The organism is Methanobrevibacter millerae (genome assembly GCF_001477655.1).
Lineage (GTDB): Archaea > Methanobacteriota > Methanobacteria > Methanobacteriales > Methanobacteriaceae > Methanocatella > Methanocatella millerae_A.
This window is the reverse complement of sequence record NZ_CP011266.1, coordinates 1,367,295-1,381,304: the sequence shown is the minus strand read 5'-3', so window position 1 is coordinate 1,381,304 and position 14,010 is coordinate 1,367,295. Positions and strand designations below refer to the sequence as shown.

10 protein-coding genes are annotated in these 14,010 nt (G+C 30.4%); 7 read left to right on the top strand and 3 right to left on the bottom strand.

Annotated elements, in window-relative coordinates:
- Window position 1: 1 nt before the first annotated feature.
- Window positions 2-160: a hypothetical protein gene (locus tag SM9_RS11995; RefSeq protein ID WP_157064683.1), complete on the top strand. Its 159-nt coding sequence runs from the start codon at window positions 2-4 to the stop codon at window positions 158-160.
- A gap of 92 nt (window positions 161-252) precedes the next feature.
- Here SM9_RS11995 and SM9_RS06040 read toward each other — a convergent pair whose 3' ends face one another.
- Window positions 253-834 (bottom strand): class I SAM-dependent methyltransferase, encoded by a 582-nt coding sequence (locus tag SM9_RS06040; RefSeq protein ID WP_058739282.1) that lies wholly within the window; start codon window positions 832-834, stop codon window positions 253-255.
- Window positions 827-3,220 (bottom strand): DEAD/DEAH box helicase family protein, encoded by a 2,394-nt coding sequence (locus SM9_RS06035; protein ID WP_083495854.1) that lies wholly within the window; start codon window positions 3,218-3,220, stop codon window positions 827-829. Before SM9_RS06035 ends, SM9_RS06040 begins: the two co-directional genes overlap by 8 nt.
- Before the next feature lie 163 nt (window positions 3,221-3,383).
- On the opposite strand from SM9_RS06035, the gene SM9_RS06030 reads away from it, so the two are divergent.
- Window positions 3,384-4,202: an ion transporter gene (locus SM9_RS06030; RefSeq protein ID WP_058739280.1), complete on the top strand. Its 819-nt coding sequence runs from the start codon at window positions 3,384-3,386 to the stop codon at window positions 4,200-4,202.
- A 5-nt stretch (window positions 4,203-4,207) separates the two neighbouring features.
- The gene (locus SM9_RS06025) at window positions 4,208-5,308 is read left to right on the top strand and encodes a 4-Cys prefix domain-containing protein (protein WP_058739279.1); all 1,101 of its coding nucleotides are present in this window, start codon (window positions 4,208-4,210) and stop codon (window positions 5,306-5,308) included.
- Between the two features lie 41 nt (window positions 5,309-5,349).
- On the opposite strand, the gene SM9_RS06020 is transcribed toward SM9_RS06025, so the two are convergent.
- Window positions 5,350-6,327 (bottom strand): zinc ribbon domain-containing protein, encoded by a 978-nt coding sequence (locus SM9_RS06020; RefSeq protein ID WP_157064682.1) that lies wholly within the window; start codon window positions 6,325-6,327, stop codon window positions 5,350-5,352.
- Window positions 6,328-6,589: 262 nt separating this feature from the next.
- Between SM9_RS06020 and SM9_RS11675 the strand changes: the two genes are divergently transcribed.
- Genes SM9_RS11675 through SM9_RS06000 form a run of 4 tightly spaced genes read left to right on the top strand, consistent with a single transcriptional unit; the run spans window position 6,590 to window position 14,010 of the window.
- Window positions 6,590-7,879 carry an endonuclease/exonuclease/phosphatase family protein gene (locus SM9_RS11675; RefSeq protein ID WP_083495852.1) on the top strand — a complete coding sequence of 430 codons (1,290 nt, stop codon included), beginning with the start codon at window positions 6,590-6,592 and terminating at the stop codon, window positions 7,877-7,879.
- Between the two features lie 28 nt (window positions 7,880-7,907).
- A complete protein-coding gene (locus SM9_RS06010; protein ID WP_058739277.1) occupies window positions 7,908-9,089 on the top strand; it encodes a DUF6361 family protein in 1,182 nt (393 codons plus the stop codon).
- Window positions 9,090-10,856 (top strand): phospholipase D family protein, encoded by a 1,767-nt coding sequence (locus SM9_RS06005; RefSeq protein ID WP_058739276.1) that lies wholly within the window; start codon window positions 9,090-9,092, stop codon window positions 10,854-10,856.
- A complete protein-coding gene (locus tag SM9_RS06000; RefSeq protein WP_058739275.1) occupies window positions 10,849-14,010 on the top strand; it encodes a DEAD/DEAH box helicase in 3,162 nt (1,053 codons plus the stop codon). The genes SM9_RS06005 and SM9_RS06000 overlap by 8 nt, the downstream gene beginning before the upstream one ends.

The following is a 14,010-nucleotide window of genomic DNA, read 5'->3' as shown; positions in this document are numbered from 1 at the left end:
TATGGCAATGAATGATACTTCAGATAAACTCTACGAAAATAATTATTATTCGCTTGTTTATCCAATTAATTATGTTATAAGAAGTAAAGATAACACTCAAGGATCAACTGGAATTAATTTCACTGATTTCGAGAGTAAAAATTCTGGAGGTGGAAAATAACAAATTAACATTGATAAATTGAAAGATAATGAGGTATTTCAAAAATTTAATAAAAATATTTTTTTAATTAATTTTAATGTTTCGTACATTATCTAAAAATTTATTTTTTTAACAATGATATTAAGCCATTTTTCATCTTCACGGTCTTTTCTTGCATCCTGTGTTGTCCAGGTTTTAATGATTTCAAAGCCTAACTTTTCGAATAGCTCATTTGATGATTTCTCATCCATGTCATTAAAGTATCTTCCGTTTCTCTCTCCTTCAAACTCGCCGTACTTGAATGATGCGTAAATTACTCCATTTTCCTTTAATGCGTTTTTAAATCTTTTTAAAACATCTTTGATTTCATCAGACGGCACATGCAATAGTGATGCTAGAGCCCAGATTCCGTCAAACTCATTTTCAAATTCCATTTCCTGAAACTGCATGTGCATGACTTCTCGTTCAAGATATTCGCCTGCAACCCTGCACATTTCATAAGATCCGTCGATTGATGTTACGTTATAGTTTTTAGAGATGAAAAACTTTGAGTCTCTTCCGGATCCGCATCCTGCATCAAGGATGTTCCCGTTATCTGGAATCAGACTTAAAAAGTCGTCATATAAATAGCTAATGTCTACGTTTACTGTTCCTTTAAAGAATTCCTCTGCATTATCATCATAAAAGTTATTCATAATTATCACTTTTCTTTTCATATCTTGTCTTGTAATAGTATAGGGTTCTGTATTCTATAATGTCTTTAAAATGATTTTTGAATGAATCCAAATTAATATAATCTTTCAGTTCATCTGACAGGCTTATTGCATATCCTTCCTTTTTTATAAAAAACTCGCTATGGGTTTTAAGCAGAAATTTTATCGGATTTCTTTTTGCAAGAGATAAGTATTGCTTTTTTTGCCATGAAGCGAAGTTTTTGGATGATTTGTCCTTGAGCATGTCCACTGCATTTGACTTGTATGAGTAGAATTCCCTCATGCTTTTATAGACATCATCTTCTGTTATGTCTAACTTTATCTCTCCATCATTATAAAATGCTTTAAGTATGGGCATCTTGTATGATTTGGTCATGTTTGTCGTTTCGATTGTTTTTAAAAAGTCATGGGCAGGCGTTGATATGAATTCCCTTTCTTCAATATTTAATTCATCATTGTCGTCTAAAAATTTCAGGTAATCTCTAAAAAGGTTTATTTTAGATGATTTTTTCATTGATGTGATAATGCTGTCATCCATTCCTAAAAACAGATCAACACGGCTTGGCCTTTTGCCGATTTTAGCCTTTATACTTTCATATTCAAGGACGATTCTATCTTTTATTTTAAGCTCCTGAGTTGCCTGGATTTTAAACAAGTCAACAAGCTTAAAGTCAAAGTCAATATAGCAATCATCAGGATATTCAAACTCCATAACACTTTCATTTAAAAGTGTTTTTGTGTTGTAGTCATATCCGCTTAAAAGAAACGGCGCCATATTTGCCTTTTTATAGTTTCCGATAAAGTCAAGGACAGTCAGGTATTTTTTGTTTTCATCTTTTCTAAGTCCCCTTCCCAATTGCTGGAGAAATATCGTCGGTGACTGTGTCGGCCTTAAAAATAAAACAGTATCGATTGATGGAATGTCAACCCCTTCATTGAACATGTCTACTGTAAATAAAGCTTTAAGTTTGTTATTTTTGAGTTTTTCTACTGCATCCTTTCTGTTTTCTGTATATTCTCCCTGGCTTCCGCTGTATACAGCAGCTGAAGGAATGTCATTTTCTGTGAAATATTTAGCCATATACTCCGCATGATTTCTTGATGAGCAGAAACCTATTGCAGAAGATGAATTGTATTTAAGAAAATGTCTTAAAACAAGTTCTGCCCTTTTGTGAATCATCAGCTTTTCTTCAAGATCCTTTTCATCATACCTTCCGTTTTTCATATTGATTTGGCTGTAGTCAACAGTATCGTCATAGATTCCATAATACCTGAATGGTGAGAGATATCCTTTGTTGATTGCTTCTTTTAATCGGATTTCATATACATTGTTGTAGTCGCACAGTGCAAATACATCCCTGTTGTCAAGCCTTTCAGGTGTTGCAGTAAGGCCCAAAAGGAATTTTGGTGTGAAATAATCAAGAACTCTTTTGTAATTGTCTGCTACAGCATGATGAAACTCATCAATGATAATATAGTCAAAATAATCCCTTTTGAATTCATTGAGGTTTGTCTTTTTTCCTAGACTTTGAACCAGTGCGAAAATTATGTCTTTTTCGATATCTTTATCTTTGCTGTAGTAAAATCCCTGGGTTTTATTTGGGTATATGTTTTTAAAGCTCTCTGAAGCCTGTGTTATGATTTCTTCTCTATGTGCTAAAAATAAAATTTTTTCATAATTTTTTGCATCAAATGCAGCAAGATATGTTTTTCCTATACCTGTAGCTGCAACAACAAGTGCCTTGTCATAACCCTCTTCACGAGATTTGTTTAAGTTGTATAATGCTTCAAGTTGTGCACCGTTCGGTTCAAATAATTCATTGTCCCTTTGATTTAATTGAAGCTTTGGCCTTTTCCATTTTTTGGAATATTCATTCAGAATCTTATCTGTGATTTCGATGGAATGTTTTTCAAATAAATCATTGAAAGTTTCCTGGAAATGATTGAAGTCATCCTCGTTTTGGGATTTTGTAAAATGGTAGTTCCACTCGATAGAATCAGTTAAAGCTCCTTTTGAAAGGTTTGATGAACCCACATAGATTTCATCATAGTCTTTATTGTGGAAAATGTATGCTTTTGGGTGAAAACTCTTGTTTTTATTTGAGTAGAATCTTAAGTCAATGTCTTTTAATTCTTTTAGTAGAATTAATGCCTCTGGCTGTGTGATGTTCAGGTATCTGCTTGTCAGGATGCGAATCTTTTTGTTGTTGTCAACAGCATCCCTCAAATCATCAATGATCAGTTTGACGCCGGATTTCATAAGAAATGAAACAATAATATCAATGCTATCAGCATCTTTGATGCTTTTTTTCAGCTGTTTGTAAAAATCAGTGTTGTTTCCTGTAAATGCATTTTGTTTCATTTTCATCATAATATAAGATATGTTCTTGTTGTTTAAAAAGTATATATTATTTGTAAGTATTAATATAAACTTATATTATTAACATTATATATACAATTATATAGAAAATATTTGTAAAATGAAGTCTTTAAATTAAATTGGATGTTCAAAAAGTGATTGTGGTGAAATTTTGAAATTTAGAGGTAAGGAATATAATGCAAGATATATCGCATGGTTTATATTAAACATATTGGTTCTAATAGATATAGTTTGCATTTTGCTTTTAATCTGTTTTGAACTTCCTTCAGATATTGCATGGGCTTTATATATTTTTGATTTGATGGTATGTTTTATTCTTTTAGGTGAATTTTGCATTAATTTTTACTTGTCGAAACCCAAAAAGGTATTTTTAAAGCAGAAAAGCAATTGGATAGATTTGATTGCGGCTATTCCATTTGATTTGATTTTACCTGCAATATTTTCATCAGCCCGTTTTTTAAGGCTGATTAGACTGCTTAAGTTTTTACGTGTAATTGTTTTATTCAGCAAATTCTTTGACAGCCTCAATATATTCCTTAAAAAAAGTAACCTCGACAGGATAGGTCTTGGAATAATATTAACTGTGTTATTTTTCACTCTATTGATGTATTTTTTCGGTCCTTCCTATGGTTTATTCGATGATTTTTATTTCGTGGTAGTAACATTGACCACTGTCGGATATGGTGATATTACACCTGTCACATTCAATGAAAAGGTTATTGCATTGATTTTAATAATTGTTGGAATATTTATATTTTCCATGATAACCGCAGCAATATCCTCTTATTTGACAGACAGACTGATTTCTGAAGATGAAAAGGTCGATAAGGAAGCTATTATGGATAGTCTAAATTCAATAAGTGAAGAGCTTAAGGAAATAAAAAGGGAAAATTCAAAATTGCAAGAACAAAATGAAATGTTAGGCAATGAGATTTTAAAGTTAAATGATATCTTAAAAAATAGGAAGTGATGATTATGGGATTATTCAATAAAACTTCAGATTATCAAAAGGCATGTGAAAATAAAATTAAGGAGCTATGCGGTGGATTCACGCCAAGTGATTATTTTACTGAAAAAGCATATTCATATAAATATGAAAAGAATCCCACCAATAATAATGAAAAAGCTATTTTAAAAGATGAATGTCTCAATAAAACATTGGCTTTGGAAGATATTGAAAAGCGTCTTGATGAATTACTGCACATGGACTGTAATGCTCTTAATTCAAAAATCAGGCAGAAATATCACAGGAACACCAGCGAATTTAAAACACAAAATGATATAGATAATTTCCTGGGTCCAAGCTATTATATAAAGTATCATGAAAAACTTGAACATAAAAGACTTAAATATGAATCGGAAATGAAAAAAAACAAACAGAAGGAATTGGAGATTTATACCAAATATAATATTTATCAGGGAGTCACTGTTAATGTAATACTTCCCGAAAAGGAAATAAAACTCAAATATATTGATAATAGCCTATCAAGAGGTGTTGCAACAAAATATTTTGGGCTCATTGGATTAGCTATTCAGGATGAAATTCAGCAGGAGGAGGTAAACAGAACAATTTCAACACAAATGCTTGTGGTGGATAATGGAATAGTATTCAGAAACGCTCAAAAGGACGGAAAAGATTTAAGAATTCCTTATGAGTCCATCATATCCGTTGAGCCTCACGTCAATAATAATTTGAAAATAATACTTCTTGAAAACCAGATAATATACATGGGATTTGTTGTTGTAGCAATATGGGATGCTGTAAAGATTCAAAATCTTATCAATGACCAGTTCATGGATATTGTCAATCAAAATGCCAGAGGACGAGAATTTGAAGAAAAAGGCTGGGATGAAATTTCTCAAAATGAACCGACAAACAAAGTTTCCGATGCAGATGAGATTTTAAAATATGTTGAATTGTATGAGCATGGTTATTTGACGAAAGAAGAATTTGAAATGGAAAAATCCAAAATTTTACATGGGAAAAAAGCTATTCTTGAATGTCCTAATTGCAAGACTCCTGTTAACTACGAAGATCAGAAGTTTTGCACGAATTGCGGCACTAAATTAAATTGATTTGAAAGATTTAAGTTCAAATTATAAAACATAAAAGTTCTTCATTGTTTTAGCTGATTTCCGCAATTGCTACAAAAATTTGAATCTGTATCAATTAAACTTCCGCATTTAGTACAATATAATTGTTGTTGTTTTGATTTTAAAAGTGAATTATCAGAATTATTATTCTCAAATAACTGCTCTTTTTTTAACTGAAATTCTTCACGAGTAATTAAACCTTTTTCAAACATGTCAAAATATTTAATTAAAATATCCTCATTATTATCCCTATTTTCGACAATATTTGTTTTTTTATTGTTTTCCATGTTTGTATCTATTAAATATCTAATGGCATTTAATTCATCTGCCAAAACTCTCATAATAATTTGTTCACCATTTTTCATGATAAAAGTGATGCCTTTTCTTTTAAATGCAAATAAACCTTTTCTATCTTCTTTTTCTGAATAATCCACATAATCTACTTGTTTATAATGAATGAATTGTTCTGTTTCATCTATTCTTAATCCATTTTCCACGAAAAAGACCATACTATTTTTCCATTCGGTTTGCCCTTCTCCAAATTGGGATGAAACATAAGTAGCCCCTCCAAAACTATTTCCTCCGGCTTGCCCAAATCTGACACCGGAACTTATATATGGTAATGTAGCATTAAATCCTTTTTGAAGGATTGTATCAATCTTTTCCTCAGTATTTACAATTTCAGAAGTGTCATTTTCAATATTGGGAATGCTATTTCCAATTTCCAATTCTTCAAATGTTTTAACTTCATTAATTTGTAAATATTCTCCCATTAATGAATAAGCTCTGGGCATAACTGATTCTACAGTTAAATATCCACTTTCAGCTTCTTTTAATAACTGTTTTCTAATTTTTCTTCCCATTAAACCAAGTTTTAATGAAGAACATCCATTTAACTGCAATAATTTAGCAAAAGAGGGTTGTGTTTTCATGGAACTCGCAATGTTTTCATTTATCGTGTCTTTAATCAACTTTTCATCATTTGAATTGAATTTTTTCAAAGGCAAATTAAATCCTCCTCATATATTTTTAAAAAATTTTCCATGGCTTTATTAATTTATTAAAGTATTTTGAACTCGTATAATAATAATCTCAATTAAAAGTGATTATGTAAGAATTCATTTTTAAATATTTTTATTATCACAATCATTGTTTAATGGAATGTAACTGAAAAAAATAATTTAAACTGTATGGGTTTGTAAAAATATAAGTTATCAATTAACATAAATTATTAATAATCTATTTGTGTGAGGTGTTTTCTTTATGAAAATAATATCTTGGAACTGCAACGGTAAATTCAGCGAAAAGTTTCCAGCAATTCTTGAAGAGAATGCAGACATCTATGTGATTCAGGAATGTGAAAATCCATCAATAATTGATTCAGAAGAATATAAAGATTTTGCTTCCAATTGCTATTGGGTTGGTGAAAACCAGTATTATGGCCTTGGAATATTTGCTCGTGATGATGTGAAACTGGAACTGGCTGATTTGGATGATAATGGACTTAGATATTTCATACCTGTTAGGGTAAATGATGAATTTAATCTTTTGGGAGTCTGGACCAATCCGGATATGGGGGGCACTAAAACAGTTTATTATCCAAAGGAAATTACTAAATATTATGATAATCATAAAGATTCCGGATTCTTTAATGAAGACATGATAATTTGTGGTGACTTTAACTGTGATGTGCGTTTAAAGGGAGCTCACGCTAAAAATGTTAATGAAGTAATTGAAAAGCTATCTGAATATGGTCTTACAGACACATATCACTATCTAAATAATGAAACGCAAGGCGAAGAAAGTCAGCCTACATTTTTCATGTACAGACATTTGGACAAGCCATTCCATTTGGATCATGTATTTGCCAAAAAAGGCAGGATTGATGATTTGCAAATTGGTGATGGGGAAAAATGGATAAAATTAAGCGATCATATTCCTATAGTTTTTGATACGAGTTATAATACTGTCAAAAACGAAGATTTTGTTATACCAACACCAACTGTTGAAGAAGTTGAGAAGTATATTGGTGAATGGTATTCTTTAGAAAATTATGTTAATCAGGAAAATAGTCTTGATAAGTTGTTTTTCGATTTGATACCTGAGAATAAATTAATAGAAGATATTTTAATTAAATCAAGTACTTTAAATGATTTTTATAGTACTCAGATATTTTCTATTTTTACAGTTGGTAAACATATTTATCAATTGGATATTGATAAAAGACTTGATGAGGGTGATTTAACATTAGTAAATGATATTGCTGATGTTAAGGAGTTAAATAGGAGATTTTATTCATTTGCTACAAAATATTGTTCACATCACAATCCCGATAGATTTCCTATATATGACAGTTATGTTGATAAGATATTGAGGTATTTTAGAAAAAAAGATAAATTCGCTAAATTTTCTAATAATGATTTAAAGGATTATGTTAAATTTAATGATATCTTACATCAATTTGCTCATTACTATTCATTAGAACAATATTCACTGAAAGAGTTAGATAGATATTTATGGCTATTGGGTAAAAGATATTTTAAAAATAAATAATAAATTATATATTAATATTTGGGATATTATGGAAATAGGATGGATTGACTTTTCAAAAGATGAAAGAAGTAAAATACTTTCTGTTTTAGATTTATTGGGGGAAAAAGGAGTTCTTGATGAGCTGGGAATTTCACAGATTCGTGATGCTTATTCAGATTTGTTTTTTCCAGGGACTTCTACAATCCAAACTAGAGCCAAATACTTTTTCATTGTTCCTTATGCATTAAGAGATTTGGAATTTAACAATCAGTATGACTTTTTTAAATTAAAGAAAACATTTGACAAAACAGAAAAAGAATGTGCCCATATATTTCTTGAAAATAATCCTGATGAGGTGGGTGTTATTGGAAGTCGATCTATTCATGGTGGCTCTTGGGTATCTCGAACTCCTGCCAGCATCTATTGGGTGGGTCTTAGAAAATATGGCTTTTTTAAAGGAAAAATGTCAATTGACCAGTATATCAAGTTCATTGCTATTCAAAAGCAAAACACATTAGGTGCTGTTAAATTAGGAAATAGCAGCGATGAAGCGCATGATGATAAAAATGCTGGAGATGTTCAAAAAATACATTTATTCAATATTCCTTCATATAAGAGAGATTGGATTGACGATTTGGATATAAACTTGACCTTTGAAGAAGGACAATTTTTAAAAAATCAAATTATAGAAACTTGTCCTGATTCACTAATGGCTTATGTTTTGAAATATGATATTCATGAATTTTTGGATATTTCCTCTTTCAGCGATTTGCAAGCGATTATCTACATGTTTCCTGATGAAATTAAAAATAATTACAATAATGCTAATTCATTTAGCGAGTTTTGTTTTGCTTTAAGGGTAGTTTATAATCTGATTGTGTCTGAAAATAAAAATGAGGAAGCTATTAGGGAATTCGATAATTTGAATTTGTATGAAATTTCAAATATTGATATTGATGGTATTATGACTTCTTTAGGCGTTTTCAATCCTTATCTTAGAATCTTTTTAAAAAATTCCTGTGAAGCTATGAAAAATGAAGATTTTGAAGAATTGAAAAATATTATTCAAAATCGTGAAATCTTTTTGAAAGGTGTCAACAGATCTAAAACTGCACATCCCGGTGAATATGATACAAATGAATGGTTTGCCGGCAAAAGATTGGATTACAGATTTTCAATTGCAAAAGATATTATTGCAGATATTTATCAAAGTGAGGAGCATGGTGATTAGATGTTAAATCCTAAAAAAGACCGTCTAGATTATGGAAGTATTTTGTCTCCTCCACAAAATTATCAATTGGATTTTGCAATTGGTGCAACTTACTCGCTGGATTTGGATGCATTGGTAGGGGCATCCATATCATTAGGTTTATCAGCTGAAAATGATACAGAGTTAAACAAAAATCCTATATTTTTGCTTGAAGCTTTAAGAAGCACGGGAGATAAAATTGCACTTTTCTGTGAAAGCGGACAGATAAAACTTCCAAACAAAACAACTACATTATATATTCTTCTTGAAGATATGGTATTTCAGGTTACAAACAGTAATAATGTTGAATATTCCAGATATGCATCATTTCATCCTAAAGTATGGGTATTGCGTTATATTAATGATAAAAAAGAGATATTATACAGATTTGCTGTTTTAAGCAGGAATCTGACATTTGATAGAAATTGGGATTTAAGCTTTTCTATGGATGGTAGCATTACAGATTCCAAAACAGACAAAAACAATCCATTAATAAAATTCCTTGAATTTTTATCTGGTTTTTCTACTGATGGTGATAAAACGGATAAGATAAGAGAAATAATGAATGAATTGGAAAATGTTGAATTCAAATTGGATTCAAATGTGTTTGAGGGTTTTGATTTTATTTTAAACGGTGTTGGTGCTGAATATTCCATTCAAAATCATCAGCTGTTCTATAGCAATTCTCTTGAAAATCTTTTAATAATGTCTCCGTTTTTGTCTAAGGATGTCATAATTGATTTCAATAATCGTAAAAAACCAAATTCCAAAGCTATTCTTATCACAAGACTGAATTCACTCAGTCCTCTTAAAGATAAAAAATTGGATAATTTTGAGTTTTACGCACTAAAGGATGATGTTGTTGATGGGGAATCATTACTTTCCGAGGAATATTCTCAAAAGCAGGACATTCATGCCAAGATGTATATTGTTGAAAAAAGAAATTATGTTGATTTATATTTGGGATCACTAAATGCATCTCACAATGCATTATTTGGCAATGTTGAGTTCATGATTAAACTTTGGGCCAAAAAACGCAGGTTTAACATTAATAAAGTATTGAAAAACATTTTCAATGATGGTAAGGATAATCCTTTTCAAATGGTTAATATGGACACCATCAAATCAGAGCCTGAAAATGATGGCAATGACCTTAATTTAATCGTTAAGCAAATAGTCAGATTAAATTCAAGTGCTAATGTTATTTCACGAAATGATTCTTTTGATTTGGAAGTTGAATTCGATAAAGATTATGATGACTATGATATTGAAATACAGCCGTTACTGTCAAATAAAAAGGTTAAGTTTTCTCGAAAAATCATTTTTAAAGATTTGGATAAAGTTCAATTGTCTGAATTTTTTATCATTACCATAACAAAAGATGATGATTCTATAAGGAGAATTATTAAAATCCCTGTTGATAATCTGCCGGAAGATAGACAAAATGATGTTGTTTCAAACATAATAAATGATAAGACCGCATTCATCAGGTATGTTGCCTTTTTACTTGGTGATGAATATATTTTAAGCTCCATTGAAGATGGTGATTACAGTTCAGATAAATCTGATACTAACTTTACCGTAGAATTGCCTGAATTGTATGAGAAGATGTTAAAAGCAGCAATGTATGAGCCTGAAAAATTCTCTGAATTGGAGTTTTTAATTAAAACATTATCTAAAGATAATGTCATTCCTGAAGGATTTGAGGAATTGCATGATACATTTAAGCGGGTGATTAATGATGAGTAAAATTGTTAATCGACTGGATGAAATTGAAAAAACAGTAATGGATGAACTAAAGGATTTTCAAAGAGCTACTGTTGAGAGAATCGATTATCTTTATCGTTGCGGTCAAAATCGTATCTTGGTTTCCGATGAAGTTGGACTTGGAAAGACACTAGTTGCAAGAGGAACAATAGCAAAATTTGCCAAGTTAAGAAAAGATGAGAATGATGATTTGGTTAAAATTGTATATATTTGTTCTAATTCAACAATAGCAGAGCAAAATCTTGACAAATTAAGAATTGTCAATGAAATCAAGGCTGAAAGTACAAATACATCCAGATTATCAATGCAGCATTTAAATATTTTCAATGAAGAAAATGATGAGAATGTTTTAAATAAATACATTCAATTAATTCCATTAACTCCCGAAACATCCTTCAAGGTAAGTAATTCACAGGGAACAGTTGATGAAAGGGCGCTGATGTATGCAATATTAAAAAGAGTTCCTGAATTTAAAGAATATATGCGAAATTTAGAAAAAATATTACGATTTGGTGTCAAATGGTGGGATGGTCCTCGTGATTGGTTTGAAAAGCAGGTAATTGAATGTGACCAGAAATCCAATGGAAAATATATAAAATACATGATTTCTAAAATCACTGAAAAACTTAAAGAAAATGAGTTATCGGAACCTTTCGGTCAAATTATAAGAAAAACGAAGTTTGATAAAAAAGAAGTAAAACCATATATTGTCAAATTGAGATTATTATTTGCAGATATTTCACTGGATAAACTGGATCCGGATTTAATCATCATGGATGAATTTCAAAGATTCAAATATTTATTGGATAGTGAAGAAAACTCAGATATGGATAGATTAACCAAAAAATTCTTCAATTCTGATGATTTAAGGATATTAATGCTTTCAGCAACTCCTTATAAAATGTATTCAACATTGGATGAAATTGATGAAGAACAATTGGATACACACTATAAGGAATTTTTTGATGTTATTGACTTTTTAAACAACACTGATGAAAAAAAGCAGGAATTTAGAGAAATATGGAATGACTATTCAATTAAACTAAAAGAAATCAACAAGGATAAAACTTCATTTATCATTGCAAAAAATAAAGCTGAAGATGCAATGTTTAAAAATATCTGCAGAACTGAAAGAATAACTGAAGACAAAATGGATGATATCATTGACAGCAGTGATGTTGAAAATCAGCTGAAAGTAATTGAAGAGGATATTGTATCCTATATGGATATGCAAAAATTGCTGGATGAAATGGGAATAAATGCTAATGTGCCGATTGATTATGTTAAATCATCCCCATATTTGATGTCTTTCATGAAACATTATCAGTTAAAAACGAAAATTGAGAGATACTTTAATGACCACCATGAGTTTGATATGATTCAAAAGGATACATTATGGCTAAATAAAGATGATATAAATGAATATAAAATAATTTCATCAAATAATGCTCGTTTAGAAAATTTAATGTGTCATGTTTTAAAAAATAATGCAGCTAACTTGCTTTGGGTGCCTCCATCTTTACCATATTATGAATTGACAGGCGCATTTGAAGGTACAGAAGATTTTTCTAAAACATTGATATTTTCATCATGGGAAATGGTTCCAAGAATGATTTCTTCATTGGTATCCTATGAAATTGAACGTGAAACAATAGGTCAATTAAGTCGTAAAATTAATTATTTTTCACAAAGTAGATATCCAAGCCCTAGAATGACATTTTCTCTAAAAGATAATAAAGCAACGCAAATGACATTATTTTCACTTTTATATCCATCAAAGTTTTTAGCTGATGTGTATGATCCTTTGGATTGTTTGAATAGGGGTTTGAGCTTAAAACAAATTGAAGATGAGGTTAAAACTAAAATTCAGGATGGTTTGAAAAAAATTGAATGGGAAAACACTCTTTTTGATGATTTCAGATGGTATTATTTAGCTCCAATGCTTTTGGATTCACCATCCCATGTTGATTTATGGATAAAGCAATCGGATGATTTGGTTGAATCTGGTTATTATTTTAGAAAAGGATTTTTAACACATTATGAGGAACTTAAAAAACAGTATAATGGTTTTGGAGGAAAATTGGGTAAAAAACCTGATGATTTGGAAAATGTGTTATGTGATATGGCTATGGCTTCTCCTGCAATATGTGCATACAGGGCATATGAAAAGGAATTGCCTTATAATTTGATAATTAATAATTTTTTATACACTACAACACAAATTGGAAGAAAGTTTATTGACCGTATGAATTTGCCTGAATCAATTGCAGTAATAGATTTGAATTTCGGTGAAAATTCAGATGATGCGTACTGGAAAAACGTATTGAAATACTCAAAACAGGGTAATCTTCAAGCAGTATTTGATGAATATGTTCATTTATTATCAAATGGGTTGGATAAGAATAATGAAGACAGACTTTTAATAATTAATAGGAAATTCATTAATTCATTTGAATTCCGGACTGCCTCATATGATGTTGATACTTTGGAAAATTTTAAAAAGCGTATGTGCAATAAAGAGTATGAAAATGTTTATTTAAGAACACATTTTGCAGTATCATTTACTAAAGGAAAAAGTGATGAAAAGGATACCCACCGTAAAAAATCCATTCGTGATGCATTTAACATGCCATTCAGGCCATTTGTTTTGGCTTCCACATCAATAGGCCAAGAAGGTCTGGACTTTCATAATTATTGTAGGCGAATTGTCCATTGGAACCTTCCGTCAAACCCAATTGATTTGGAGCAGCGTGAGGGAAGAATTAATAGATTTGAATGTTTGGCAATTAGACAGAATCTGGCAAAGAGGTATAAGTCTGATTTTAAAAAGAATATTTGGAAGGAAATATTTAAAAAAGCTAGTCAAAAGGAAAAAGTTGGTGGAAGCTCTGATTTAATCCCTTATTGGGGAATAAATGATAATACTATAAAGATTGAAAGAATCGTGCCTACATATCCGTTTAGCCGTGATGAAATTAGATATGATAGATTAATTCAAATATTATCACTTTATAGGTTAACCTTGGGTCAAGCCAGACAGGAAGAATTGATAGATTCTATTATTGGTGGAATTGATAAAAAGGATATTAAAGAGTTGTTTATTAATCTAAGTCCTTATTATAAAAATTTAAATTGA